Source organism: Actinopolymorpha sp. NPDC004070 (assembly GCF_040610475.1).
Classification (GTDB): domain Bacteria; phylum Actinomycetota; class Actinomycetes; order Propionibacteriales; family Actinopolymorphaceae; genus Actinopolymorpha.
In genome coordinates, this window is sequence record NZ_JBEXMJ010000008.1 from 286,400 (window position 1) to 311,761 (window position 25,362).

Sequence of the window (25,362 nt, forward strand, 5' to 3'; positions counted from 1 at the left end):
CCACCAACCCGGAGCAGCCCCGAGCAACCCGTGGCAATCCGTGGCGGCTCGTACGGAAGTTCGCAGGGAAGTCCGTACGAAGCTCGTACGGAAGAACGCGGGAGGCGCCGGCCGGCACCGGCGCCCCTCACAGGTGCGTGGTCACCAACCGCGGGTGGCCAGCCGCTCGCTCTCCGGGAGGTCGCGGACGTTCAGACCGACCATCGCCTCGCCGAGGCCCCGGGACACCTTCGCCACCACGTCGGGGTCGTCGTGGAAGGTGGTCGCCTTCACGATCGCCTCGGCCCGCTTGGCCGGGTCGCCGGACTTGAAGATGCCCGAGCCGACGAACACGCCCTCGGCTCCGAGCTGCATCATCATCGCCGCGTCGGCCGGGGTGGCGATGCCGCCGGCGGTGAACAGCACGACCGGCAGCTTGCCGGCGCGGGCCACCTCCTGCACCAGGTCGTAGGGCGCGCGCAGCTCCTTCGCCGCGACGAACAGCTCCTCGTCGTCGAGCGTGCCGAGCCGGCGGATCTCGGCGCGGATGGACCGCATGTGGCGGGTGGCCTCCACGACGTTGCCGGTGCCGGCCTCACCCTTGGAACGGATCATCGCGGCACCCTCGGACAGGCGGCGCAGCGCCTCGCCGAGGTTGGTGGCCCCGCACACGAAGGGGACGGTGAACGCCCACTTGTCGATGTGGTGCGCCTCGTCGGCGGGGGTGAGGACCTCGGACTCGTCCACGTAGTCGACGCCGATCGCCTGCAGGACCTGGGCCTCGACGAAGTGGCCGATGCGGGCCTTGGCCATCACCGGGATGGAGACCGCGCTGATGATGCCGTCGATCATGTCGGGGTCGCTCATCCGGGCCACGCCGCCCTGCACCCGGATGTCGGCCGGGACCCGCTCGAGCGCCATCACCGCGACGGCGCCGGCGTCCTCGGCGATCTTCGCCTGCTCGGGCGTGACCACATCCATGATCACCCCGCCCTTGAGCATCTCCGCCATGCCGCGCTTGACCTTGGCGGTCCCGGTGACGGGGGCGGAGGTGGGCCGGCTGGTGGCGTCGGTGGATGCGGACTGTGCTTCGGTCACTGTCTACCTCGCGAGAGTGGGCACGGAACGGCACATCCATGGTAGGCGACCGCGCGTGACGTCCCGCCGCGTGGCGGGTGATCAGGGCGCGAGACCGGCCGGCGGGGTGACGTCCATCTCCACCGTGGCGGGCATCCGCGCGTGCCCGGCCAGCCGGAACCACCGGACCAGCCGGCGTCCGCGCAGCGCGCGGGTGGTGGCCACGGTGTCGTTGAGGAACCTCCGGGCCATCTCCACCCGTCGGCAGGCCGCGCCGAGCTCGGCGAGGAGCTCGGCGGCGCCGGGTTCGGCGGCGATCTCCTGGCTGGTCTCCACGTCGGGGAACACCACCGCCAGCGCCTTGGACAGGTCCGAGCCCGCGACCTCGCGCTCCTCCTCGTCGTCGGCCGCGCTGGAGCGCTGCGCGGCGTCGATCACCAGCAGCGAGGTGGCCGGGTCGAGCATGCCGGACGTCGCGACCTCCAGCGCGATCGCGGCCCGGCGGAACAGTTGGGCCTCCAGGACCGCCCGGGCGGCGTCGAGGCGGGCGTGCAGCCGGTCGATCCGGCCGGCGGTCCAGGACAGGTAGACCCCGGCCACCGCGAGAACGGCCAGGACGAGCAGCAGCCAGTTCACCGGACGCTCACCGAACCTTCCCGCCCGGCCGGACGCCGCGGTTGCGGGCGTCGTCCTCGCCGACGCCGGGATAGCCCGCGGCCACCATCTCGTACACCGAGAGGATCTCCTTGGCGACGCTGCTCCAGTCGTAGCGGCGAACGGCGACCCGGGCGGCTTCGCGCAGTTGGTCCCGGAAGGCGGCGTCGCCCAGCAACTCCAGTGCGCCGGTGGCCAGGTCGTCGCTGTCGCCGACGCCGAACAGCCGGCCCAGCCGGCCGCCGTCGACCACCAGCCGGAACGCGTCCAGGTCGCTGGCGAGCACCGGCGCGCCGGCCGCCATCGCCTCCACCAGCACGATGCCGAACGACTCGCCGCCGGTCTGCGGCGCGACGTACACCTGCGAGCTGGCGAACATGTCGGCCTTGCCCTCGTCGTCGATCCGGCCGAGGAACGTCACCGCGTCGCGACACTCGGCGGGCAGCCCGGAGCGAACCTCCTCCACGTCGCCGGGGCCGGCGACCAGCAGGCGTACGCCGGGCCGGGCCTGCCAGATCGCGGGGAACGCCCGCAGCAGGACGGCGAGTCCCTTCCGCGGCTCGTCCAGGCGGCCGAGGAAACACATCGTGCCGCCCTCGCCCTGCCACTCCGGCCGGGGGCGCGCGCGGGCGAACCGGTCCACGAACAGGCCGTTCGGGATCACCACGGGTTCACCACCGAGGTGCTGGACGAGGGTGGCCCGCGCGGGCTCGCTCACCGCGATCCGCGCACTGATCTTCTCCAGGGCCGGGCGCAGGACCGACGAGGCGACGCTCATCATCCGCGAGCGCGGCATGGCGGTGTGGAAGGTGCCCACGATCGGGCCGACCGCCGACCACAGCGCGAGCAGCGACAGCGACGGGGTGGCCGGCTCGTGGATGTGGAGGACGTCGAACTGCCCGTCGCGGATCCAGCGGCGCACCCTGGCCGCCGACATCGGGCCGAACGCCAGCCGGGCCACCGAGCCGTTGTACGGCACCGGCACGGCCCGGCCCGCGGGCACGACGTACGGCGGCACGGGCGTGTCGTCGTCGGCGGGTGCGAGCACGGACACGGCGTGGCCCTCGCCGAGCAGGACCTCGGCCAGGTCGCGGACGTGGTTCTGCACCCCGCCGGGCGCGTCCAGCGAGTACGGGCAGACGATGCCGACCCGCATCAGCGCCTCCGGTCGAGGTCCGCGCGGCGGGCGGGTTCGAGGTCGGCGATCCACAGCCGCTGCAGCATGTGCCAGTCCTGCGGGTGCTCGGCGATCCCCGCGGCGAAGGCGTCGGCGACCTGCTGGGTGAGGTCGCGGATGGCCTGCCGGGAGCCGGGCGGCTTGGCCACCGCCGGGTGGAAGCGCACGTGCATGGTGGGTCCGTCGTACCACAGTGTGACCGGCAGCAGGGTGGCGCCGGTCCGCAGCGCCAGTGCTGCGGGGCCGGCGGGCATCCGGGTGCGTTCGCCGAAGAATTCGACCTCGACGCCGCGGGCGGACAGGTCGCGGTCGGCGACCAGGCAGACCAGGCCGCCCTCGCGCAGCCGCTCGGCGAGCACCCCCATCGGGTCCGGGCCGCCGGTGGCGGCGAGCACCTGGATGCCGAGTGCTGCGCGGTAGGCGACGAACCGGTCGTAGAGGCGTTCGGGGCGTACGCGTTCGGCGACCGTGGTCACCGGCGCGCCGTTGGCGGCGGCCCACGCGCCCGCGAAGTCCCAGTTGCCCATGTGCGGAAGCGGGGCGACCACGCCGTTGCCCGAGCGCATCGCCTCCCAGAACGCGTCCTCGCCGTGGGTGACGACGGCTCCCCTGATGTGGTCCGGACCGAGGTCGGGCAGCCGGAACGCCTCGCACCAGTAGCGGAAGTACGACCGCATACCGGCCCGGGACAGCCGCCGGAGCTCCTCAGGGGTGGCGTCGGGGCGTACGCGGGCGAGGTTGCGCTCCAGGCGCCGCACGCCCTTGGGCCGGCGCCGCCAGACGAGGTCGGCTCCGAGGCGCAGCAGGCCGTACGCGGCGGGCGCGGGCAGCAGTCGCAGGACCTTCCAGCCGGCGGCGTAGGCGCGGTAGCTGGCGGCGTACTTCAGGCGGAGCGGCAACGAGGGCCGGCCGGTCGGAGCGTCGGCGGTGCGACCGCCGGTGGTACGGCTGTCGGCGCGGTGGCTGTCGGTGAGCGGACGGTCTCGGCCCGAGTCCTCGGCGGCGGGCCGGCCGGCTGCGATCACCGGGCCTCCCTCTCCGCACCCGGGCGGTTCGAGCCCGCTCCGGTGGCGGCACCGCCCGTCGCGGTGTCCCCGGTGCCCCGGCCCGAGCCCGGCCCACGCTCGTTCGCCTGCGCCTGCGCACGCACCGCGAGGATCCGCTGCACGACGGTCACGGTGCTCGCGACGGCCAGCAGGCACAGGACGGCCGGCAGCAGGAACGGCACTCCCAGGCCGGCCAGCCCGGTGGCCACCAGGACGGCGACCAGCCGGTCGGCACGTTCGGCGATGCCGACGTTGGCGGTCATGCCCAGGCTCTCCGCCCTGGCCTTGGCGTACGACGTGACGTTGCCCATCACCAGGCAGTAGAGCGCGACGCAGGCGAGCCAGAACGCGTCGCCGCCGCCCGCGAACCACAGCGTCAGGCCGCCGAACACCGCGGCGTCACCGATCCGGTCGAGGGTGGAGTCGAGGAAGGCGCCCCACTTCGACGACCGCCGCGACATCCGGGCCATCAGCCCGTCGATCATGTCGGAGAAGACGAAGAAGGTAAGGAACAGCGTGCCCCAGAAGAGCTCTCCGCGGGGGTAGAAGGCGAGGGCGCCGACACACACCCCGGCGGTGCCGACCACGGTGACGATGTCCGGACCGATGCCGACACGCAGGAGGAACCGCGCGACCGGGGTCAGCAGTCGTAGCCAGAATTGGTGGAACCTTCGCAACATGTGGGGGCAGCCCGCTCGTTCGGTGACCTGGTCGTCCGTCTGCGCATCGCCCGCGTCCCGTCCGGGTTTCCGTCCGGGTTCGCGAGACGCGCCGATGCTACTCAGCGCGGGGGGCTTGTGCGCCGGGCGGGCCGGGTGAAAGGTGGAAAACCACATGTCAGGGCGCCGTCACGGACGGCAGCCGTCCGGGCGCGTCCGGCTGTGTCCACGCACACAGCGCGCGCAAGGAGGCGTCGCCATGGCGGACAAACAGAGCAACCCCGGTGGAGCCGCCGGTCAGGCACCGACGGCCGACCGGCCCGATGCGATCCGCAACATCGTGCTGGTCGGCCCGTCCGGCTCCGGCAAGACGACCCTGGTCGAGGCTCTGCTGGCGGCGACGGGTGCCATCCCCCGCCCCGGCCGGGTGGAGGACGGCGCGACCGTCAGCGACTTCGACGAGGTGGAGCACCGCCAGCAGCGGTCGGTCGGCCTGTCCCTGGCACCGGTCGTCCACGACGGCATCAAGATCAACCTGCTGGACACCCCCGGCTACGCCGACTTCGTCGGTGAGCTGCGGGCCGGACTGCGCGCCGCCGACTGCGCGTTGTTCGTGATCGCGGCGAGTGAGGGTGTGGACGGCCCGACCCAGGCGCTGTGGCAGGAGTGCGCCTCGGTACGCATGCCGCGAGCGGTGGTGATCACCAAGCTCGACCACCACCGGGCCGACTATGCGGGCGTGCTGGCGCAGGCGCAGGCGGCGTTCGGGGAGAAGGTGCTGCCGCTGTACCTCCCGGTCGACGGTCAGGGTGCGGTGACCGGCCTGGTCGGGTTGTTGTCGGAGAAGCTGTTCGACTACTCCTCGGGCAAACGCGCCGAGGGCACCCCGCCGCAGGAGTACGCCGACGCCACCGCGGAAGCACGGGGCACCCTGATCGAGGGCGTCATCGAGGAGTCCGAGGACGAGTCGTTGATGGACCGCTACCTCGGCGGTGAGCAGATCGACGCGAAGGTCCTGGTGGACGACCTGGAGAAGGCGGTCGCGCAGGCGTCGTTCTTCCCGGCGCTGCCGGCGTGCTCGACGACCGGCGTGGGCATGGCCGAACTCCTGGAGGTGATGACCAGCGCGTTCCCCTCCCCGCTCGAACACCCCCAGCCCGAGGTCTACACCCCGGTGGGCAAGTCGGAGGGCCGGCTGCCCTGCGACCCCGACGGTCCCCTGCTCGCCGAGGTGGTGAAGACCTCCTCCGACCCCTACGTCGGCCGGATCAGCCTGGTGCGGGTCTTCTCCGGCACCGTCCGGCCGGACACCGTGCTGCACGTGTCGGGGCACTCCTCGGCGTTCTTCGGCGAGGAACGCGGCCACGAGGACCACGACGAGGACGAACGCGTCGGTTCGCTGTCGTCGCCGCTGGGCAAGCTGCAACGCCCGCTGAACCACTGCGTGGCCGGCGACATCTGCGCCATCGGCAAGCTGTCCCGCGCGGAGACCGGCGACACCCTCTCGGCCAGGGAACGCCCGCTGCTGATGCGCCCCTGGTCGATGCCCGAGCCGCTACTCCCGATCGCGGTCACCGCACACGCCAAGGCCGACGAGGACAAGTTGTCGCTCGGGCTGGCCCGGCTTGGTGCGGAGGACCCGACGCTCCGGATCGAGCACAACGCCGAGACGCACCAGCTGGTGCTGTGGTGCATGGGCGAAGCACACGCCGACGTCGTACTCGACCGGCTCGCCAACCGGTACGGCGTGTCGGTGGACCAGGTTCCCCTGCGGGTGCCACTGCGGGAGACGTTCGGCCGCAAGGCGGCCGGGCGGGGGCGGCACGTCAAGCAGAGCGGCGGTCACGGCCAGTACGCCGTCTGCGAGATCCAGGTCGAGCCGCTCCCCCAGGGCTCGGGCCTTGAGTTCGTGGACAAGGTGGTCGGCGGCGCGGTGCCCCGGCAGTTCATCCCGAGCGTGGAGAAGGGCGTACGCACCCAGATGGAACGCGGGATCACCGCCGGCTACCCCGTCGTCGACATCCGCGTGACGCTGGTGGACGGGAAGGCGCACAGCGTCGACTCCTCCGACATGGCCTTCCAGACCGCGGGGGCGCTCGCCCTGCGCGAGGCCGCCCCGGACGGCCGGGTCTGCCTCCTCGAACCCGTCGACCTGGTGTCGGTGCTGGTCGACGACGACTTCGTGGGCACGGTGATGGGCGACCTGTCCGGACGGCGCGGCCGGGTCCTCGGCACCGAACCCGTCGGGCAGGGCCGGACGCTGGTGAAGGCGGAGGTGCCGCAGATCGAGATCACGAGGTACGCCGTGGACCTGCGGTCGATGGCGCACGGCAACGGCACCTTCACCCGGGAGTTCGTCCGGTACGAGCCGATGCCGGCCCAGCTGGCGAGCAAGCTGGCGCAGGAGCAGGCCGCCGACGGCTGACCGCGAAGCCGAAGCCGGCGGAGTGAGCCGGAGAGCTGAAGCAGGGACGGTCCCCTGTGGTCCACCGGTGCGCGGGCGGGTGAGCCTCGCACCGGCGGACCGCCGGTGGCCAGTGCAGGAAGGTGTGCCCCGGGGTGGGCCGGTGCGTCACTACGCTCGGAGATCAGCCCAGCTCCACCTGCCTGAGGAAGGACCGTCCATGCCCCTGACGTTCGACATGCCGAGGGAACAGCTCGCGACGTACACCGGGACCAACCCCCGGCCCGCCGACTTCGACGAGTACTGGGACGCCGCGCTGGCCGAGCTGGACGCCCTCGACCCGAAGGTCGAGCTGGAGCCGGCCGACTTCCAGACGGCGTTCGCGGAGTGTTTCCACCTGTGGTTCCAGGGCACCGGCGGCGCCCGGGTGCACGCCAAGCTGCTCCGCCCCCGCAACGCCTCCGGGCAGCACCCCGGCGTGGTCCACTTCCACGGCTACTCCGGCAGCTCGGCCGACTGGTCGGACCTGCTCGGCCACGTCGCGCTCGGCTTCACCGTGGCCGCGCTGGACTGCCGCGGTCAGGGTGGGCTGTCGGAGGATGTCGGTGGGGTGACCGGCTGGACCCTGCGCGGTCACATCGTCCGCGGACTCGACGACGGGCTGGCGCAGGCCCCCGAGAAGCTCTACTACCGCCACGTCTACCTCGACACCGCCCTGCTGGCCCGGATCGTGATGGGCATGGATGACGTGGACGAGAACCGCGTGGGCGCCACCGGCGGCAGCCAGGGCGGTGGGCTGACCCTCGCCTGCGCCGCGCTGGAGCCGAGGATCAAGCGGGCCGCACCGACGTTCCCGTTCCTGACCGACTACCGGCGGGTGTGGGACCTCGACCTGGCCAAGAACGCCTACGCCGAACTGCAGGAGTGGTTCCGCCGCTTCGACCCGCTGCACGAACGCGAGGACGAGGTCTTCACCACCCTCGGCTACATCGACGTCCAGCACCTCGCCCCGAGGATCCGGGCGGAGATCCTGATGGGCGTGGGGCTCGGTGACCAGGTCTGCCCGCCGTCCACGCAGTTCGCGGCGTACAACAAGATCACCGGCGCGAAGTCGCTGCGGATCTACCCCGACTACGGGCACGAGGGCCTGCCCGGCAACGGCGACGCGATCTACACGTTCCTGGCCCAGCTTTAGGACCTGGCTGGACAGCTCCACCGACTCGTCACGTCACCGGCTGGGGCCGGGGCACGACTGCGAGGCGCCCGCCGCGCTCACTCTCGTGTCCCGGCCCGACTTTGTGCGCCCGCGTTCTCGTCGCGCGCGCAGGCACAGTAGGAGCATGACCAACGAACCGATCGCGCTGAACGCAGCGCTGGCATCCTTCGACGCGCGGTGGAGCCCGCGCATCGTCACCCGGGTCAACGACTACGACGTCCGGATCGCCAAGGCGCAGGGCGACCACGTCTGGCACGTGCACGACGACACCGACGAGTTCTTCCTGGTCCTGGACGGGGAGTTCCACATCGCACTTCGCGAACCCTCCGGCGAGCGGACCGTGGTCCTGCAGGCGGGCTCGGTCTTCACCGTTCCGCGCGGCACCGAGCACAAGCCGTCCGCGCCGTCGGGCGCGTCGGTCCTGCTCCTCGAGCCCACCGGCACCTCGACCGTCGGCGACCGGCACGACGAGGTGCCCGACCACGTGGACGCCACCACCGGGCACGAGCTGGGTTCCTGAAGCGCGACCTGTCGTTCGGCTGAGCCGTACGGTCGGTCGTGGTGGTGAGCCGTACGGCTCAGTCGGTCGGCCAGGACCGCGCCAGCAGCGCACGGGTCTCGCGCAGCAACACCGGCAGCACCTTGGTCCCGGCGACGACCGGCATGAAGTTGGTGTCGCCCGCCCACCTCGGCACGATGTGCTGGTGCAGGTGGGCGGCGATGCCGGCGCCGGCGACCGGGCCCTGGTTCAGCCCGATGTTGAACCCCTGCGCTCCCGACACGTCCCGCACCGCACGCATGGCCTGCTTGGTGAGCCGAGCCACCTCGTCGGTCTCCTCGTCGGTGAGCTCGGTGTAGTCGGCCACGTGGCGGTACGGGCAGACCATCAGGTGGCCGGGGTTGTAGGGGTAGAGGTTGAGCACGGCGAACGCCGCCTTGCCGCGGGTCACCACCAGACCCTCCTCGTCGGAGCGGTCCGGTATGTCGCAGAACGGACATCCGTCGCGGGGGCCGTCGCCGCGCGGCTTGTTCTCGCCGAGGATGTAGGCCATCCGATGCGGGGTCCACAGGCGCTCGAACGCGTCGGGGGTGCCGACGCCCTCCTGCCGCTCGGGCTGGCCCGGACGTTCGGGCTGATCCGGCTGGTGCTGGTGCTCCGGCTCGTCCACGCACCCGATCTTACGGACGGCGCACGGACGTCGCGCGCCTCGGCCGTCCTGATCCCGGCTCGCCCCCGGCCGGCCTGCAGCCCGCGCCCGGCCTGCCCTGGCGTACCCCATGCGTCCCTCAGGTGAGGAACCGCTGCACCGCCCGCATCTTGTTCATCGCGTCCAGTGCGGCGACCTTGTAGGACTCCGCCAGCGTGGGGTAGTTGAACACCGCGTCCACGAGGTAGTCGACGGTGGCGCCGCAGCCCATCACGGTCTGCCCGATGTGCACCAGCTCGGTGGCGCCGGTGCCGAACACGTGCACGCCGAGCAGCGTCCGCTCCTCCGCGTGCACGAGCAGCTTGAGCATGCCGTAGCTGTCGCCCAGGATGGCGCCGCGGGCCAGCTCGCGGTAGCGGGAGATGCCCACCTCGAACGGCACGTTCGCCTCGGTCAGCTCGTCCTCGGTGCGGCCGACGTAGCTGATCTCGGGGATCGTGTAGATGCCGATCGGCTGGAGTTCGCCCATCTCGGTCCCGACGGGTTCCTCCAGCGCGTGGTAGGCGGCTCGCCTGCCCTGCTCCATCGAGGTGGCCGCCAGCGCGGGGAAGCCGATCACGTCGCCCACGGCGTAGATGTGGGGTACGGCGGTGCGGTAGTGCTCGTCGACCTTGATCCGGCCGCGGGCGTCGGCCTCCAGCCCGGCGTTGCCGACCTCGAGGCCCTCGGTGACCCCCTGTCGCCCGGCGGAGTACATCACCGTGTCGGCCGGGATGCGCTTGCCGCTTTCCAGCACGGTCAGCGTCGCGCCGTCGTGGTGGTCGACCCGGGCCACCGTCTCGTTGAAGCGGAACGTCACCGCGAGGTCGCGCAGCTGGTACTTCAGCGCCTCGACGATCTCCAGGTCGCAGAAGTCCAGCATCCGGTCCCGGCGTTCGACCACGGTGACCTTGGTGCCGAGCGCGGCGAACATCGAGGCGTACTCGATGCCGATCACCCCGGCGCCGACGACCACCATCGACGACGGGATCTGGTCCATCTCCAGCAGCTGGTCGGAGTCGACGATGCTGCGGCCGTCGAAGGCCACCGAGGACGGCCGGGCCGGGCGGGTGCCGACCGCGATCACGATCCGGTCGGAGGTGACGGTGCGGACGCCGCCGTCGGGCCCGGTGACCGCGACGGTGTGGTCGTCGACGAACCTGCCCACGCCGAACAGCATCTGCACGCGGTTGCGGGCGAGCTGGCTGCGGATCACGTCGATCTCACGGCCGATGACGTGCTGGGTGCGGGCGGACAGGTCGGCGACGGTGATGTCGTCCTTCAGGCGGTACGCCGAGCCGTACAGCTCCCGCTGGTTGAGTCCGGTGAGGTAGAGGATCGCCTCGCGCAACGTCTTGGACGGGATGGTCCCGGTGTTGATGCAGACCCCGCCGATCATGTGCCGCTTCTCCACCACGGCCGTGCGGCGGCCGAGTTTGGCACCGGCGATCGCGGCCTTCTGGCCGCCGGGTCCGGATCCGATGACGAGCAGGTCGTAGTCGTACATCAGCACACTCCTGACACGGTCTCCGGACACCAGCGAGGTCCCGACTCGACCATCCTGCCGGGCCGCCGCACTTGTGTCGATCAGTGCTGCTCAGGGCCGCTCAGGACCCCCGGCGCGACCAGCGCGTCCAGCCCGGGCCGGTCCAGGTAGCCCGCCGCTCCCCCGGCCGCGCCGACCTTCCAGGAGGCGAAGTACGTCGCCCGCCGAAGCGCCGCTCGCGGATCCAGTCCGCGGGACCAGCCGTCCACGAACGCGGCGAACAACGCGTCACCGGCCCCGACCGTGCTCACCACGTCACGTGTGCGGACGGCAGGCACGTGCAGGAGCGGTCCGCCGCGGACGCCGAGCAGCGCTCCGTCGCCGCCCAGTCCGACCACGACGACGGCGGTGGCGTACCGGCGGTGCAGCGCCTCCACGAAGTCCCGCGGTGTGCGGTCGAGGCGTTCGTGGGAGGCGAACAGCAGGTCGGCACCGGCCAGCCAGTCGCTGTTGTAGGCGTCGTCCGGCCCGGACACCGCCTGGACGTCGGCTGCCACCGGCACCCCGCGCTCGCGGGCCTCGGCGAGCAGCGGGCGCGCGTAGCCGATGGTGCCGAGCACCGCCAGGCTCACGTCCGCGAGCAGGCCGGGCACCAGTTCGGGTGGGTACGCCGCGCGCTGGACGTCCTTGAGGTCCACGAGGTTGACCCGCCGGCCGTCCGGCTCGTGGCGTACGAGGGACTGGGCCGTGGCGGGGGTGGCCCGGACGACGTAGCCGGGATCCAGGCCGCGGGCGGCGAGCGTCCGCACGCACACCGAGCCGAGCAGGTCGTCGCCGACCACCGACGCGAGACGGACGTCCTGACCGAGGGTGTGCAGCGCCAGCGCGACGTTGACGCCCACCCCGGACACCGAGGTGGACAGCGCGTGCTCACCGAACGCGTCGGTGTCGCCCAGCAGGCCGGCGGGCACCGTCGTCTCGACGCTGGTGTGCCCGACGACCGCGATCACGCGCGCTGCCGCCGTTGGCCGGGGCTAGACCTGGGCGCGGTTGCGTACGGCGGCCAAGATTTCCTCGACCGCCTGGTCGACCGGCACGCCGTTGTTCTGCTCACCGGAGCGGTAGCGGAACGACACCGCTCCCTTGGCGACGTCGTCGTCGCCGGCCAGCAGCATGTACGGCACCTTCTGCTTCTGCGCGTTGCGGATCTTCTTCTGCATCCGGTCGTCGGAGGTGTCGATCTCCACCCGGATGCCGTGCTCGGTGAGCTTCGCGGCGACGTCGCGGAGGTAGGGCACGTGCTCGTCGGTGATCGGGATCCCGACCACCTGCACCGGCGCCAGCCAGGGAGGGAACGCACCGGCGTAGTGCTCGACCAGGACACCGAGGAACCGTTCGATCGAGCCGAACTTCGCCGAGTGGATCATCACCGGCTGCTGCCGGGAGCCGTCTGCCGCCTGGTACTCCAGCCCGAACCCGGCCGGCTGGTTGAAGTCGTACTGGATGGTCGACATCTGCCAGGTGCGCCCGATCGCGTCCCGGGTCTGCACCGAGATCTTCGGGCCGTAGAACGCCGCGCCGCCCGGGTCGGGCACCAGCTCCAGGCCTGTCTCCTTGGCGGTCTCCTCCAGGATCCTGGTGGCCTCGGTCCACTGCTCCTCGGTGCCGATGAACTTGTCGGAGTCGTCGCGGGTGGACAGCTCGAGGTAGAAGTCGTCCAGGCCGAAGTCCTTGAGCAGCCCGAGCACGAAACCGAGCAGGTGCTTGATCTCGTCGGCGGCCTGCTCGGGGGCGACGTAGGAGTGCGAGTCGTCCTGGGTCATGCCGCGCACCCGGGTCAGCCCGTGCACGACGCCGGACTTCTCGAACCGGTAGACCGCGCCGAACTCGAAGAACCGCAGCGGCAGCTCGCGGTAGGAGCGGCCCCGCGAGCGGTAGATCAGGTTGTGCATCGGGCAGTTCATCGCCTTGACGTAGTAGTTCGCGCCCTCGACCTCCATGGGCGGGAACATCGTGTCGGCGTAGTACGGCAGGTGCCCGGACGTCTCGAACAGTCCGCCCTTGGTGATGTGCGGCGTCCCGACGTACTGGAAGCCCTCCTCCAGGTGGCGCCGGCGGACGTAGTCCTCCATCTCGCGCTTGACGACGCCGCCCTTGGGGTGGAACACCGCGAGGCCCGAGCCCAGCTCGTCGGGGAAGGAGAACAGGTCCAGCTCGCGCCCGAGCTTGCGGTGGTCGCGCCGCTCGGCCTCCTCCAGCCGCTGGAGGTAGGCCTTGAGGGCGTCGCGCGACTCCCAGGCGGTGCCGTAGATGCGCTGCAGCTGGGGGTTCTTCTCACTGCCCCGCCAGTACGCCGCCGCGACCCGCATCAGCTTGAACGCCGGGATGTTGCGGGTGGTGGGCAGGTGCGGCCCGCGGCACAGGTCCTTCCAGGCCAGCCCGCCGTCGCGGCGCAGGTTGTCGTAGATGGTCAGCTCGCCGCCGCCCACCTCGACGCCGGCACCTTCCGCCGCCGCACCGGCACCGCCCTTGAGGCCGATCAGCTCCAGCTTGTACGGCTCGTCGGCCAGCTCGGTGCGGGCGTCGTCGTCGCCGACCACACGGCGGGAGAACGACTGCCCCTCCTTGACGATCTCCTGCATGCGCTTCTCGAGGCGCTTGAAGTCGTCGGGGTGGAACGGCTCGGCGACGTCGAAGTCGTAGTAGAAGCCGTTCTCGACCGGCGGGCCGATGCCGAGCTTCGCCTCGGGGTAGAGCTCCTGCACCGCCTGGGCCAGCACGTGCGCGGTGGAGTGCCGCAGGATCGCCCGGCCGTCGGCGCTGTCGATCGCCACCGGCTCCACCTCGTCACCGGCCGACAGCGGCCAGGCGAGGTCGCGCAGCTCGCCGCCGACCCGGGCGGCCACGACGGTGCGGTCACCGGGTTCGACGCCGAGCGCCTCACCGGCAGTCGTGCCCGTCGTCACCTCGGCCTCGGCGCGCTCGCCGGAACGGACGACGGTGACGGTGATCTCGGACACTTCGGGCTCCTCCGGGGTACGGGGACGACGAGTGGGCTGAGCGGACTATCCGCCGATCCTATGCGGTGACCCCCGCCGCTCCGGAGCCGCCGCACGCGCCGTCAGGACCGGCGTTCTCCGGGCAGGTAGCCGACCCCGACCTGGGCGGGACGCAGCAGCCGGTCCGAGAGCGCGTAGCCGGGCCGGCGTACCTCCACCACCCGGCCCACCCGGTCACCGGGCTCGACCGGCACCCGGGCCACCGCCTCGTGCACCCGCGGGTCGAACTCCTGACCGCGCGCGTCGACCTCGCGCAGCCCGCGCCGGTGGAGGATCTCCAGCAGCTCCGCCCGCACCGAGTCCAGGTTGGCGGCGTGGTCGGCGTCTCCGTCCCCCGCGGCGCCCTGGCCGGCGAGCACGTCGATCCGGTCCACCACGAGCAGGATCTCCCGGGCCAGCGGTGCCACGAACTCCTCGACGAGGCCCTGCCGGGCGAACTCCAGCTGGCGGTACAACTCGTCGTACATGCGCTGCCGGGCCTGGTCCTCCAGCAGGCGGCGCTGGAACAGGTCGCGCAGCGCGGCCACCTCCTGTGCCAGCTCGGCCACCTCCGGGAGAGCGACCGGTCGTTCCACCAGCTGCTCGCCAGGCTGTGAGGTGCGTTCCGACATGCCTAGATTCCCTTCCGGAAGGTCCCGCCGTAGGTGGGCCCGCGTCCGCCGCCGCGGCCGCGGCCGTATCCGCGCCGGTGCTGTTTCCAGGCCGGCTGCCGATGACGGAGGACGTACAAGGCGACGATCGCCACGATCCAGCACGCGCCCACCACGCGCAGGCTCTCCACGTGGGCCAGGGCGACGAACAGGCCCGCGCCGACGAGCAGGACGAGATACAGCCGCAGCGAGCGGCTGCGCACCCACACCGGGGAACGCGCCTCGGCCAGCAGGTCCTTCAGCTCCTCGGCATACATGGTGACGTTCCAGTCGGTCAGCTCGAGCTTGCGAATCCGGCGCAGGTGCCGGCGGACCAGGGTGTACTGCCGCCGGGAGGTGATGACCGGCCGGTCGGTTCCCCGGCCGTCGCCCCAGTGGTCGACGCTGGTGACCGCGACCTCGTACAGCGCCGTCGCCAGCGCGACCTTGACGTCCTCCGCCTCGGGGTTGGCCTCGATCGCGCGCTGCAGGACGGCCAGGCCCTCCTTCACCCGGCCGGCACCGACCTGGGCGGCACCGAGGCCGGTGAGCGCGCGGAGGTTACCGGGCTCACGTTCGCGGACGTAGTCGTACTCGGCCAGGGCCAGGCGCCAGCGCCCCTGCTCGAGGTAGCGGTCGCCCCTGCGCAGGTGGTCGTGCAGGTCGGGGTCGCGGCGGTGGCCGGACGAGCCCGGCCCGCTGGAGCCTGTCCCCCCAGAACCAGTGCCACCGGAACCAGTGCCACCGGAGCCGCTCGGCCCCGTCGGACCGCCTGGTGCGGGTGCCGGCACCCGGTCACGGACGCCGCCACCCGGCCCGCTCCCCTGCCCGCCGGAGCCCGAGCCGGAGGTCGCCGCCTGCCGGGCACGGGCGAGTTTCTCGTCGTACGCCGAACGCGCCGCGGGATTCAGGAGCGCCTTCTCCGCCGCGTCGACGTCACGCACGCGCTGCTCGGCGTACGCCCGGCGCTCGGGGTCGGGGCTGGACTGGCGGCGCACCCAGACCCGGCGCTGCGCGGTGATCGCCGCCCGGATCTGCTCGGTGCTGGCGCCGGGCGCGACCTCGAGGATGTCGTAGTAGTCGACGGGCATGGCTTCAGCCGCTCAGCTGATGTCGAGCAGCCGCATCCGGTCGGTGGCCGACGCGACCTCGCCCTCAGCCATCGTGGCGACGTTGTTCACCTCGAAGGTGCCGATCCGCTCCCCCGACGTCTTGTCGTGCACCTCGATGAAGACCGTCTGGTCGATGTCGTACGCGTAGACCACCTCGAACGGCGCCCCCGCCGGGTAGGGCGGGACGTCGAAGGTCTGCTCGCCGATCGCGCGCACGTAGTCGGGATCGTCGTCGTCGCCCTGGGTCACCTCGACCTTGAGCCGGGTCTGGTTGTTCTCGATGGTCTCGAACACCTGGCCGCGCTTGGCGGGGATCTTGGTGTTGGCCGGGATGATGACGACGTTCTCCACGTCCTCGGCGGAGGCGGCGCCGCGGCGGACGGCCAGCGCACCGAGCCCCTGCGAGGTGACGTCCCGGATCCGGGGGCGGGTCACCGCCGACGCCAGCACCGGCAGCGGCTCCGCGGTCACGCCGTCGGTGGTGCCGGTGGCGTGTCCGGTCGCCCCCCTGCCGGCGGCGGCGCCGGAGTCGGCGACCTCGAGGTCGACCAGGTGTGCCTGGATCGCCGCGCCCAGCGCGACCACCTCGTCGGGGTTGACCGTACGAATGGGCTCTCGGCCGGCGACCTTCTCGATCATCGCCCGCACCATCGGCATCCGGGTCGAGCCGCCCGCGAGCTGCACGTGGTCGACTCCGGACCAGTCCAGGCCGGCGTCGCCGACGACGATCTCGGCGATGTCGCGGGTACGGCTGATCAGGCTGGAGGTGACGTCCTCGAACTCCGCACGGGTGAGCGGCACGACCTTCGACACCCCGCCGCCGGACAGCACAACCCGGGTCTGCTCGACCGTGGTGAGGCTGCGCTTGGCGATCTCGGCCTTCTCCCGCAGGTCCGCCTCGGCCTCGGCGCCGTCGAGCAGGCTCGGCCCGCCGGCCGCCTGGAAGCGTTCGTCCAGCAGGCGCATCAGCAGGTTGTCGAAGTCGAAGCCGCCGAGGTTGCGGTCGCCGTGGGTGGCGAGGACGTCGAAGTCACCGCCGCCCACCCGCATCACGGTCACGTCGAACGTGCCGCCGCCGAGGTCGTAGACCAACACGGTGCCCTCGACCTCGTGCTCGACGCCGTAGGCGAGCGCGGCCGCGGTCGGCTCGTTGAGGACCCGGGCGACGTTCAGCCCGGCGATCCGGCCGGCGTCGATGGTGGCCCGCCGGGGCGCGTCGTCGAAGTACGCGGGAACGGTCACCACCGCGTCGGTCACCGGCGAGCCGAGGGCGAGTTCGACGTCGTCCTTGATGCGGCGCAGGATGATCGCGGAGATCTCCTCGGGCCGGTAGGTCGTCCCGCCGCTGGTCTCGAACTTCCAGCTCGGGTCGCCCATCGACCGCTTCACGAACTGCACGACGTCCAGCGGCGCGGTCACCGCCGACCGCTTCGCCATCGTGCCCACGATCGGCAACTCGTCCTGGAAGAGCACGACCGACGGCGTGAGGCGCTCGCCGTCCCGGTTGACCACGATCTCGGGCTTGCCGAGGTCGTTCACCCGCGCGGCAGCGGAGTAGGTGGTGCCCAGGTCGATGCCGATCGTGTGGCCCACGAGTCCGTCCCTTCCAACACACCGGCTCACCACACCGGCGACCGGGCCGGTGCCGGTCCACCCAACGTAGCTGAACCTTCACCTTCGTGGCGTTCCGCCATCCCGGCATCCTGTGCCCGGCTGCGCCATCCCGGGACGACCGCGGTCCCCGCGCTCCGGTTACCCTCCCCCTCGTGCTCATCCTGTTGCCGCCCTCGGAGGGCAAGGCCTCCACCGGCAGAGGCCGCCCGGTCGACCTCGACTCGCTGTCGCTGCCCGAACTCACCCCCGCCCGTACGAAGGTCCTCGACGCGCTGACCGACCTGTGCGCCGACGCGGATCGGACCGAGGAGGCGGTGGCCGTGCTGGGGCTGTCCGCCGGCCAGCGCGGTGAGGTCGAACGCGACGCGCGGCTGCGGGACGCCCCGACGTTGCCGGCGGCCAGGCTGTACACAGGCGTGCTGTACGACGCGCTCGACCTGGCCTCGCTCGGGCCGGCACAGCGGCGCCGGGCACAGCGCTTCCTGCTGATCTGCTCCGGCCTGTGGGGCGCGGTCCGGTTGCGTGACCGCATTCCGGCGTACCGCTGCTCGATGACCGTACGGCTGCCCGGCGTCGGTGCGCTGGGCGCCTTCTGGCGGGAGAGCATGCCGGCCGCGTTCGCCGGCGCTGCCGGGCGCGGACTGGTGCTGGACCTGCGCTCGTCGGCGTACGCCACCGCCTGGACGCCCACCGGCGACATCGCCGGCCGCACCGCGACCGTGCGGGTGCTGCAGGAGACCCGGCCGGGCGACGCCTCCAGCCGTACCGTTGTCAGCCACTTCAACAAGGCCACCAAGGGCCGACTGGTCCGCGACCTGCTGACCAGCGACGACACCCCCCGCCGCCCGGCCGAGCTGGTCGAGGTGCTGAGGGGGCTGGGCTACCAGGTCGAGGCCGAGCGGCCCGACCGCGGACGTCCCTGGCCGCTGGACGTCGTGGTCACCTCCGTCTGAGCAGACCGCAGGGCCGTTCGAACCTCGGTGTAGGGCCACCATCGCGTGCGGACAATGCAGGGGGCACCGAGGACACGAAGCGGCATCGAAACGGCGGCCGTTTCGGACGGGCCGACCCGGTGCCGGAGCCCGAGGTAGGCACACCTCGGGGCCCGAAACAGGAGCAGCCCCGGCCGAAGCCGGGGCTGACCTGGGGGTTTATCGGTGGGCGATACTGGGATCGAACCAGTGACCTCTTCGGTGTGAACGAAGCGCTCTCCCGCTGAGCTAATCGCCCTCTGCGCGCCCTGACCGGGGCGACAGAAACCCTAGCGCATCGCCATCTACCGCAACGACCGGACCCACTCCCACGCGGAGACGACCGGGCCGGGCCATCCCTGCGTCACCACCCACGCGGCCGCGGCAGCGGCGACGAGCACCGCCACGCCGGCGCCGATCAGGACGTTGCGCCTGCGGGCCTTGGGGTCCATCGCCTTCTCACCCGCGGCGCGCGCCTTGTCCTTCGACCACTCCAGGGTCCGGTGTGCCCACGCGAACTCCGTGGCCAGCACCGCGAGTCCGAGGATGACCGTGAGCCAGCCGGGACCGGGCGCGACGAACATGACGAGCCCGGCGACGATGAGCAGCACACCGACCACGAAGACTCCACCGCGCCAGGTGGCGTTGAGCGTGGGGTGGCGGCGGATGCGGCGGCGCGCGCGGTGGTGCCACTGGATCCGGTGCCACCAGTGCCGGTGCTTCTGCTCGTCGTCGTGTTTGCCGTCGTGTCCGTCGTCGTGCCGACCGCGCTCAACGTCGCGCTCATCCTGCTGTTCGACACGCCGGTCATCGTGTCGCTCGTGGCCGCCGTGGTCGGCTGATCCCCGAACGTCCGACCCGGGCGGCGTGTCGTTTTCGGTGCCGTTCGCGGTGTCCGCGGCGACGCGGCCGTCCACGCTGTGCCGGTCCGGGCGCGGAGGCGCGACGGCCTGCCGGCCATCGGCCACGCCCTTGTCGTGGTCGGTGTGTCGGTAGGCGCTCACGAATCCTCCTGCGTGGTTCTCCGCGCTTCGTCCGTTATGGTTTGAGCGCGGGGCCCGGAGACACAATGCCCCCGCTGCCAGTGGTATAGCCGCAGAGACTACCGTGACGTCCGACCCCCTTCTGCGGAAGGGAAAACCCCGATCTCGTCTCGCATACTGAGAAGTTTGAGGGTGCGATTCGACCAGACCGGGACGCACCAACCTCCCCGGTTTGATGCAAGGGACTTTGGAGTAGCAGACTCTCGCGCTATGGCCCTACCGCCGGTCCCGCACCACCCACGGAAAGGCCCCCGCCCCCCGATGGATGCACTACCCGCTTCGATCACGCACGCGCTGCCGCTCCGCCTCATCGACGGAACGGGAGCCGCGCTGCGGCTGACCGCAGAGCTTCGATACGACGCCGCCGACCCGTATGCCGTCGACGCGGTGTTCCACACTGGCGAACCCCGCGGTGTCCGCTGGGTCTTCGCCAGGGAACTCCTGTCCGAAGGTCTGTTCCGGCCCACCGGTGACGGTGACGTGCACGTTTCGCCCCTCGTGGACGAGACGGGCCGCGCCATCGTGCTCATCGAGCTCCGCTCCCCCGACGGGGAGGCGGTGCTCCATGCTCCGGCGGACGGCCTCGCGACCTTCCTGCAGAGCACGTACTCGCTCATTCCTCCGGGTGAGGAGAGCGGGCACGTCGACCTCGACCTGCTGGTCGAGGAACTGCGCCGCAGCTCCGGCCCGGCGGTCTAGCCAGGCTTCGCGCGGATCGACCCCGGCCCACCTTCGGGTGGTCCGGGGTCGATTCGACGTTGCGTACGACAGCTCGCCGTTGCGTACGACAGCGCGGCAGTGCGGCACAGTCGTGCCGTCACCGTGTGTCGCCGCGTGCCGCCGGCCGACGGCGGGCGATCCCGTGAGTCACGCCTTCGCCGGATGCCGCTCCGCTTTGACGGCGCTCCGGTCAGGGATCGATGTGGTCGGCCGCCGCCCGGGCGAACTCCGCCATCACCCGCGCCGTCACCGGACCGGGGGCGGGGAACTCCCGCCCGTCCAGTGAGCTGACCGCCTGCACGTCGCGGGTTGTCGAGGTGAGGAACAGCTCCTCGGCCTCCTCCAGCGCGCTCATCGGCAGGTCCTTCTCGTACGCCCCGCACCACTCCAGCACCAGGGCGCGGGTCACTCCCGCCAGGCATCCCGCCGACAGCGGCGGGGTGTAGACCTCACCGCCGAGGACGACGAACAGGTTCGACCCCGTCCCCTCGCACACGTTGCCGACAGTGTTGGCGAACAACGCCTCGGTCGCGCCGTGTTCGCGGGCGCGGGCCAGCGCGACGACGTTCTCCGCGTACGAGGTGGTCTTCAGCCCGGCCAGGGCGCCGCGTTCGTTGCGCGGCCACGGAACGGTGGCCAGGCCGGTCGACTGGGGGCGGGGCGGCAGCCCGGCGATCGCCACCATGAGGGTCAGTCCCTGGTTGCCGCGTTCGGACCCGAGCGGTGCCGGCCCGCCGGTAACGGTGATGCGCAGCCGGCCGTCGGGCTGGTCCCACGCGTCCAGGACGGACGACACGCCGCGGCGCACGGCGACCAGGTCGAGCCCGGTGAGCCCGAGGCCGTGCGCGGAGCGGGCCAGCCGGTCCAGGTGCCTGGTGAGCGCGAACGGCCGCCCGTCGACGACCTTGAGCGTCTCGAACACCCCGTCGCCGACGGTGACACCGTGGTCGAGCGGCGCCAGCGCGGGCGCGTACGGATCCTCGACGAGCCGGTCGTCGACCCAAACTCTCATTCTGCGCACACGTCCCTTTCTGCGACGTTCGGCCTGACCTGCATCGCCGTTGGCCGGTACGGCCAGCCTATGGCCTGTGCCGGGCGGCGTCGGGTACCTACCCTCCGAGCATGGGCGGCCACAGGGGGCCGAGGCGTGTCACGCATGCCCGGACGAGGATGTTGGTGTCGTACGCCGCCGTGGGGGCGCTCGCCCTCGGCGCGGGCTGTTCCGCGCCGCCGGGCGCAGGCCCGACCGGCGCGGCCGGCGGCGCCGCGCGGGTCTCGGGCTCGGCGGCGGAGCCGGGGACGGCTCACACCCCGACCGCCGCCGCCACAGGTGGGGCCAACCCCCCGGCAGCCCGGGTCAGGCCGCACCCGCCGCAGCCGATCACGGTGGCGTTCGCCGGCGACATCCACTTCCAGAACCAGCTGCGGCCGCGGCTGGCGAACCCGGGGACCGCGCTGGCTTCCCTGCGCCCGGAGCTGTCCGCCGCCGACCTCACCGTCGCGAACCTGGAGACGGCGGTCACCACCCGTGGCCGGCCCGAGGACAAGCGCTACCGGTTCCGGGCGCCGCCGAGCGCGTTCGCCGCGGTGGCGGCCGCCGGGGTCGACGTGGTGACCATGGCCAACAACCACGCCGTCGACTACGGACCGGCCGGGCTGCGGGACACCCTCGCCGCGGCCGCCCGCGCGCCGGTGGCCGTGGTCGGCATCGGGCCGGACGCCGACCGGGCGTTCGCGCCGTACGTGACCCGGATCCGGGGTACGACGGTCGCGGTGATCGGTGCGGACGCGGTAGCCGACCCCACCACCCGGCACTTCGCGGCAGGTGAGCACAGCCCCGGGATCGCGGTGGCCCTCAGGCCGGACCGGCTGGTGGCTGCTGTGCGGGCGGCCCGGCGCGCCGCGGACCTGGTGGTGGTCTACCTGCACTGGGGGCAGGAGCGGGTGGGCTGTCCGACGTCCGGCCAGCGCGACCTCGCCCGGCGGCTCGCCAGCGCCGGAGCCGACGTCGTGGTGGGCAGCCACGCGCACGTCCAGCTGGGCGCGGGGATGCTGGACGACACGTTCGTGGCGTACGGCCTGGGCAACTTCGTGTGGTACTCCCGAAACAGCCGACGCGAGTCCACGACGGGCATCCTCACCCTGACGACGGTGGGGCGCTCGGTGCGGAAAGTTCGGTGGACGCCGGGCCGGGTCGGCGGCGACGGACTGCCCCGATTCACGTCCGGTGACCAGGCTCTACGCCTGCGCCGGGAGTTCGCGGATCTGACCGGCTGCACCGGTTTGGGACGGATAGGGACACCCCCGGTTTGAGCCTGGCGCCGGATCCGATAATGTTCTGTCCGCGCCGGGGAAACAGCCCGGAGCACATGCGGACGTAGCGCAGCTGGTAGCGCATCACCTTGCCAAGGTGAGGGTCGCGGGTTCGAATCCCGTCGTCCGCTCGGAGCGGGCCTGGGGCTTGGGTTTTGATCCAGGTCAGCAGGGCGGCGCCGTTGGTGGAGTGGCCGAGAGGCGAGGCAACGGCCTGCAAAGCCGTGTACACGGGTTCAAATCCCGTCTCCACCTCCAAACCCTCGCACCGTACGGGCGATTAGCTCAGTGGGAGAGCGCTACCTTGACACGGTAGAGGTCACTGGTTCAATCCCAGTATCGCCCACCCCGTATGCGCAGTTCGGGCCCCGCTTCGGCGGGGCCTTTCGCTTTCCCGGCACGGGCCGGCGCTTTCCGCCTCCCGTGCGAACCACGTTCGGCCGCGGTCCACTCGCCCAGCGTCTGCCCAGGCTTGCCAGGGCCCAGTAAGGTAAAGGGACGGTAAAGCGAGCGGAGCGGAGGGAGGTACCGCACCATGCGTACTTCCGCCCGCTCTTCCTCCCCCGCCGTTCCGCCGCGACGTCGCCGGCACGGATCTGCCCCGGCAGCACCGTCGTCCCTGCTCCTGCTGAGCGTGCTGGCCGTGGTGTTCGGGGGGCTGCTGACCGGCCCCGGCCCCTTCGACGGTCCTTCCTCCGCGGTCCACGCCGCCGCCGGCACCCGCATCTGGACCCCGGCCGCCGATCCGGCCGCCGACCCTGCCGCCACCTCGGACAGGACAGGCGAGCAGGCGATCGGGTCCGCGGCGCCGAGACCCGACCGGGGTGACCGACCCGACGCCATCGTCCCCGGGGCGCCCCTGGTCTCCTGGATCCACGGACTCAACTCCACGCTCCCCGACCAGCCGCCGACGCTCGGCGTCACCGCCGCGACCGCACCCCTTCCCGGAGCGACCCGGCACGTCCACGCGACCGACACCGACCACCACCCGAGCCGCGCACCTCCGCAGGCCTGACGAGCCGACTCCGTCCGCCTGAGCGTCCTCCGCACGCCCTCGCGCGTGCGCATCATCCGGAGGTCCGACCCGTGAACCGCCCCTGCGCGGTGCACGGCGTGGTCGCGCACCCCGGCCGGCCTGTCACCGGGCTTCGCGCCGACACCTGCACGTTCGTGGTCTCCCGCCACGACCACCGCGCCGTGACCCCACCATCGCCACCCACGCCACCCACGCCGGCCACTACCGCCGCGGCAGCCTGCCCACCTGACCGTCCGCGCTCCCACGTCGGCACCCTCCGAGGCTGCCGGCTCCACCGTGACCGCCGCGACTCTCGCGGAGGTCGTCATGAGCGCCGCTGAGCTCAACGTCGTTCTCGCTGGCGCCATGCTGGTCCTGCTCGCCGCGACGGCCGCGGTCCGGCTGTCGGCGAAGGCCGGCCTGCCCACCCTGCTGGTCTACCTCGCGATCGGGCTGGTGATCGGCGAGGCCGGCCTCGGCCTTGAGTTCGAGGACGCCCAGCTCACCCAGAACCTCGGCCTCATCGCCCTCGCGCTCATCCTGGCCGAGGGCGGGCTCACCACCCGCTGGTCGGTGATCCGGCCGGTCGTCGGGCTGAGCGCGATCCTGGCCACCCTGGGCGTGGCGATCAGCGTCGCCGTCACCGCGTTCGTCGCGCACGCGGCCCTGAACTTCGACTGGCGTACGTCGATCCTGCTCGCCGCCGCGGTCGGGTCCACCGACGCGGCCGCGGTCTTCTCCGTACTCCGGCGGCTCCCGCTACCGGGCCGCCTCGGCGCGACCCTGGAGGCCGAGTCGGGGTTCAACGACCCGCCGGTGGTCATCCTGGTGACCCTGGTGGTCTCCGACGCCTGGAGCCAGGCCAACCCGGTCGTCGCGCTCGGTCAGGTGGGCTACCAGCTGGTCGTCGGGGTCCTTGTCGGCCTGGTCGTGGGCCGGGTCGCCCAGTGGGTGCTGTCCCGGAGCGCCCTGCCGGCCGCCGGCCTGTATCCCATCGCGACTCTCGCCATGGCGCTGCTCGCCTACGCCGGCGCCGGGATGGTCAACGCCAGCGGACTCCTCGCGGCGTACGTCACCGGGCTGTGGCTGGGCAACGCGCGGCTGCCCCACCGGCGGGCCACCCTGGGCTTCGCCGAGGGCACCGCCTGGCTGGCCCAGATCGGGTTGTTCGTCCTGCTCGGGCTGCTGGTCAGCCCGGCCCGGCTGCCCGCCGCCCTGGTGCCGGCACTGGTCGTCGGCGGCGCGCTGCTGTTGCTGGCCCGGCCGCTGACCGTGCTCCTCTGTACGACCGGCTTCCGGGTGCCGTGGCGCGAGAAGGTCTTCATGGCCTGGGCCGGGCTGCGGGGCGCGGTGCCGATCGTGGTGGCCACCATCCCGCTGAGCGCGGGTCTGCCCGCGGCCACCACGATCTTCGACGTCGTCTTCGTCCTAGTGGTGGTCTTCACCCTGATCCAGGGACCGACGCTGCCGTTCCTCGCCCGGTGGCTGGGGATCGGGTCCGCCGGGCAGGCCCGGGACCTGACCGTGGAGTCGGCCCCGCTGGAGGAGGTGGGCGCCGAACTGCTCCAGGTCGGCGTACCCCCTGGGTCCCGTCTCGTCGGGGTCTACGTCGACGAGCTGCGGCTGCCCACCGGCGCGGCGGTCAGCCTGGTCGTCCGCACCGGCCGGGCGTTCGTGCCCACCGTCGACACCGTCGTCCGCGCCGGGGACCAGCTGCTGGTGGTCACCACCGAGAGCGCCCGCCCGCAGACCGAACGCCGGTTGCGAGCGGTGGGCAGGGCCGGGCGGCTCGCCCGGTGGTTCGGCGAACACGGCGACGACCCGCCGCCGGCCGCGAAGCCGACAGCCGATTCGGCAGCCAATGCGACAGCCGACCTCGCAGCCGACTCCGCGGCCCGCTCCCGGACGCCCTCGACGTCGGGGCGTCTCGTGCGCCGGATCCACCCGCGGACCCACCGAGCGCGATCCATCCGCCCGCGAACCAGGACGGACATCTCATGA

Annotated in this window: 23 protein-coding genes and 4 tRNA genes; 12 read left to right on the forward strand and 15 right to left on the reverse strand. The window is 72.2% G+C overall.

Translation table 11 applies throughout. From position 1 onward, the window contains the following. Positions 1 to 141: 141 nt before the first annotated feature. The 5 genes from pdxS to pgsA form a co-directional block, all read right to left on the reverse strand. A complete protein-coding gene (gene pdxS, locus ABZV93_RS16925) occupies positions 142 to 1,077 on the reverse strand; it encodes a pyridoxal 5'-phosphate synthase lyase subunit PdxS (RefSeq protein WP_354936413.1) in 936 nt (311 codons plus the stop codon). 81 nt (positions 1,078 to 1,158) lie between these two features. After that, positions 1,159 to 1,692, reverse strand: coding sequence for a hypothetical protein (locus ABZV93_RS16930; RefSeq protein WP_354936416.1), 534 nt, complete (start codon positions 1,690 to 1,692; stop codon positions 1,159 to 1,161). A 7-nt stretch (positions 1,693 to 1,699) separates the two neighbouring features. Next, a complete protein-coding gene (locus ABZV93_RS16935) occupies positions 1,700 to 2,866 on the reverse strand; it encodes a glycosyltransferase family 4 protein (RefSeq protein ID WP_354936419.1) in 1,167 nt (388 codons plus the stop codon). Continuing rightward, a complete protein-coding gene (locus ABZV93_RS16940) occupies positions 2,866 to 3,912 on the reverse strand; it encodes a phosphatidylinositol mannoside acyltransferase (protein ID WP_354936422.1) in 1,047 nt (348 codons plus the stop codon). The genes ABZV93_RS16935 and ABZV93_RS16940 overlap by 1 nt, the downstream gene beginning before the upstream one ends. After that, positions 3,909 to 4,613 (reverse strand): phosphatidylinositol phosphate synthase, encoded by a 705-nt coding sequence (pgsA, locus tag ABZV93_RS16945; protein WP_354936425.1) that lies wholly within the window; start codon positions 4,611 to 4,613, stop codon positions 3,909 to 3,911. Before pgsA ends, ABZV93_RS16940 begins: the two co-directional genes overlap by 4 nt. A 238-nt stretch (positions 4,614 to 4,851) precedes the next feature. Between pgsA and ABZV93_RS16950 the strand changes: the two genes are divergently transcribed. From ABZV93_RS16950 to ABZV93_RS16960, 3 genes are all read left to right on the forward strand, one after another. Continuing rightward, positions 4,852 to 7,017 carry an elongation factor G-like protein EF-G2 gene (locus ABZV93_RS16950; protein WP_354936428.1) on the forward strand — a complete coding sequence of 722 codons (2,166 nt, stop codon included), beginning with the start codon at positions 4,852 to 4,854 and terminating at the stop codon, positions 7,015 to 7,017. A gap of 199 nt (positions 7,018 to 7,216) precedes the next feature. Beyond that, positions 7,217 to 8,191 carry an acetylxylan esterase gene (locus tag ABZV93_RS16955; RefSeq protein ID WP_354936431.1) on the forward strand — a complete coding sequence of 325 codons (975 nt, stop codon included), beginning with the start codon at positions 7,217 to 7,219 and terminating at the stop codon, positions 8,189 to 8,191. A 145-nt stretch (positions 8,192 to 8,336) separates the two neighbouring features. Further along, positions 8,337 to 8,732 (forward strand): cupin domain-containing protein, encoded by a 396-nt coding sequence (locus ABZV93_RS16960; RefSeq protein ID WP_354936434.1) that lies wholly within the window; start codon positions 8,337 to 8,339, stop codon positions 8,730 to 8,732. Between the two features lie 58 nt (positions 8,733 to 8,790). On the opposite strand, the gene ABZV93_RS16965 is transcribed toward ABZV93_RS16960, so the two are convergent. The 7 genes from ABZV93_RS16965 to ABZV93_RS16995 form a co-directional block, all read right to left on the reverse strand. Beyond that, the gene (locus ABZV93_RS16965) at positions 8,791 to 9,282 is read right to left on the reverse strand and encodes an HIT domain-containing protein (RefSeq protein ID WP_354936559.1); all 492 of its coding nucleotides are present in this window, start codon (positions 9,280 to 9,282) and stop codon (positions 8,791 to 8,793) included. A gap of 217 nt (positions 9,283 to 9,499) precedes the next feature. Further along, positions 9,500 to 10,906, reverse strand: coding sequence for a Si-specific NAD(P)(+) transhydrogenase (gene sthA / locus ABZV93_RS16970; RefSeq protein WP_354936437.1), 1,407 nt, complete (start codon positions 10,904 to 10,906; stop codon positions 9,500 to 9,502). An 80-nt stretch (positions 10,907 to 10,986) separates the two neighbouring features. Next, a complete protein-coding gene (locus tag ABZV93_RS16975; protein ID WP_354936440.1) occupies positions 10,987 to 11,895 on the reverse strand; it encodes a carbohydrate kinase family protein in 909 nt (302 codons plus the stop codon). Between the two features lie 24 nt (positions 11,896 to 11,919). Beyond that, positions 11,920 to 13,905, reverse strand: a complete 1,986-nt coding sequence (gene thrS / locus ABZV93_RS16980; RefSeq protein ID WP_354936443.1) for a threonine--tRNA ligase — start codon at positions 13,903 to 13,905, stop codon at positions 11,920 to 11,922. A gap of 101 nt (positions 13,906 to 14,006) precedes the next feature. Further along, complete coding sequence (gene grpE, locus ABZV93_RS16985) at positions 14,007 to 14,555, reverse strand: nucleotide exchange factor GrpE (RefSeq protein WP_354936446.1); 549 nt, start codon at positions 14,553 to 14,555, stop codon at positions 14,007 to 14,009. A gap of 2 nt (positions 14,556 to 14,557) precedes the next feature. After that, on the reverse strand, positions 14,558 to 15,664 hold the full coding sequence (locus tag ABZV93_RS16990; RefSeq protein ID WP_354936449.1) for a tetratricopeptide repeat protein: 1,107 nt from the start codon (positions 15,662 to 15,664) through the stop codon (positions 14,558 to 14,560). Between the two features lie 12 nt (positions 15,665 to 15,676). Continuing rightward, on the reverse strand, positions 15,677 to 17,278 hold the full coding sequence (locus tag ABZV93_RS16995) for an Hsp70 family protein (RefSeq protein WP_354936452.1): 1,602 nt from the start codon (positions 17,276 to 17,278) through the stop codon (positions 15,677 to 15,679). A gap of 173 nt (positions 17,279 to 17,451) precedes the next feature. Here ABZV93_RS16995 and yaaA point away from each other — a divergent pair, with 173 nt between their 5' ends. Further along, positions 17,452 to 18,252: a peroxide stress protein YaaA gene (gene yaaA / locus ABZV93_RS17000; protein WP_354936455.1), complete on the forward strand. Its 801-nt coding sequence runs from the start codon at positions 17,452 to 17,454 to the stop codon at positions 18,250 to 18,252. A 205-nt stretch (positions 18,253 to 18,457) separates the two neighbouring features. On the opposite strand, the gene ABZV93_RS17005 is transcribed toward yaaA, so the two are convergent. Together ABZV93_RS17005 and ABZV93_RS17010 are read right to left on the reverse strand one after the other, a co-directional pair. Then, positions 18,458 to 18,529 (reverse strand) — tRNA-Val (locus ABZV93_RS17005). Positions 18,530 to 18,575: 46 nt separating this feature from the next. Further along, complete coding sequence (locus ABZV93_RS17010; RefSeq protein WP_354936458.1) at positions 18,576 to 18,890, reverse strand: PGPGW domain-containing protein; 315 nt, start codon at positions 18,888 to 18,890, stop codon at positions 18,576 to 18,578. A 36-nt stretch (positions 18,891 to 18,926) separates the two neighbouring features. On the opposite strand from ABZV93_RS17010, the gene ABZV93_RS17015 reads away from it, so the two are divergent. Both ABZV93_RS17015 and ABZV93_RS17020 read left to right on the forward strand, forming a co-directional pair. Beyond that, positions 18,927 to 19,112: a hypothetical protein gene (locus ABZV93_RS17015; protein ID WP_354936461.1), complete on the forward strand. Its 186-nt coding sequence runs from the start codon at positions 18,927 to 18,929 to the stop codon at positions 19,110 to 19,112. Positions 19,113 to 19,574: 462 nt separating this feature from the next. After that, on the forward strand, positions 19,575 to 20,012 hold the full coding sequence (locus ABZV93_RS17020; RefSeq protein WP_092882710.1) for an SsgA family sporulation/cell division regulator: 438 nt from the start codon (positions 19,575 to 19,577) through the stop codon (positions 20,010 to 20,012). Between the two features lie 211 nt (positions 20,013 to 20,223). On the opposite strand, the gene ABZV93_RS17025 is transcribed toward ABZV93_RS17020, so the two are convergent. Further along, positions 20,224 to 21,045 carry an aminodeoxychorismate lyase gene (locus ABZV93_RS17025; protein WP_354936464.1) on the reverse strand — a complete coding sequence of 274 codons (822 nt, stop codon included), beginning with the start codon at positions 21,043 to 21,045 and terminating at the stop codon, positions 20,224 to 20,226. A gap of 164 nt (positions 21,046 to 21,209) precedes the next feature. Between ABZV93_RS17025 and ABZV93_RS17030 the strand changes: the two genes are divergently transcribed. The 6 genes from ABZV93_RS17030 (at position 21,210) to ABZV93_RS17055 (ending at position 25,362) form a co-directional block, all read left to right on the forward strand. Then, complete coding sequence (locus ABZV93_RS17030) at positions 21,210 to 22,346, forward strand: CapA family protein (protein ID WP_354936467.1); 1,137 nt, start codon at positions 21,210 to 21,212, stop codon at positions 22,344 to 22,346. Positions 22,347 to 22,404: 58 nt separating this feature from the next. After that, positions 22,405 to 22,477 (forward strand) — tRNA-Gly (locus tag ABZV93_RS17035). Positions 22,478 to 22,530: 53 nt separating this feature from the next. Next, positions 22,531 to 22,604: transfer RNA gene (locus ABZV93_RS17040), tRNA-Cys, on the forward strand. Between the two features lie 16 nt (positions 22,605 to 22,620). Beyond that, a tRNA-Val gene (locus ABZV93_RS17045) sits at positions 22,621 to 22,692 on the forward strand. A gap of 189 nt (positions 22,693 to 22,881) precedes the next feature. Beyond that, positions 22,882 to 23,361, forward strand: a complete 480-nt coding sequence (locus ABZV93_RS17050) for a hypothetical protein (RefSeq protein WP_354936470.1) — start codon at positions 22,882 to 22,884, stop codon at positions 23,359 to 23,361. Between the two features lie 327 nt (positions 23,362 to 23,688). Next, a complete protein-coding gene (locus tag ABZV93_RS17055; protein ID WP_354936473.1) occupies positions 23,689 to 25,362 on the forward strand; it encodes a potassium/proton antiporter in 1,674 nt (557 codons plus the stop codon).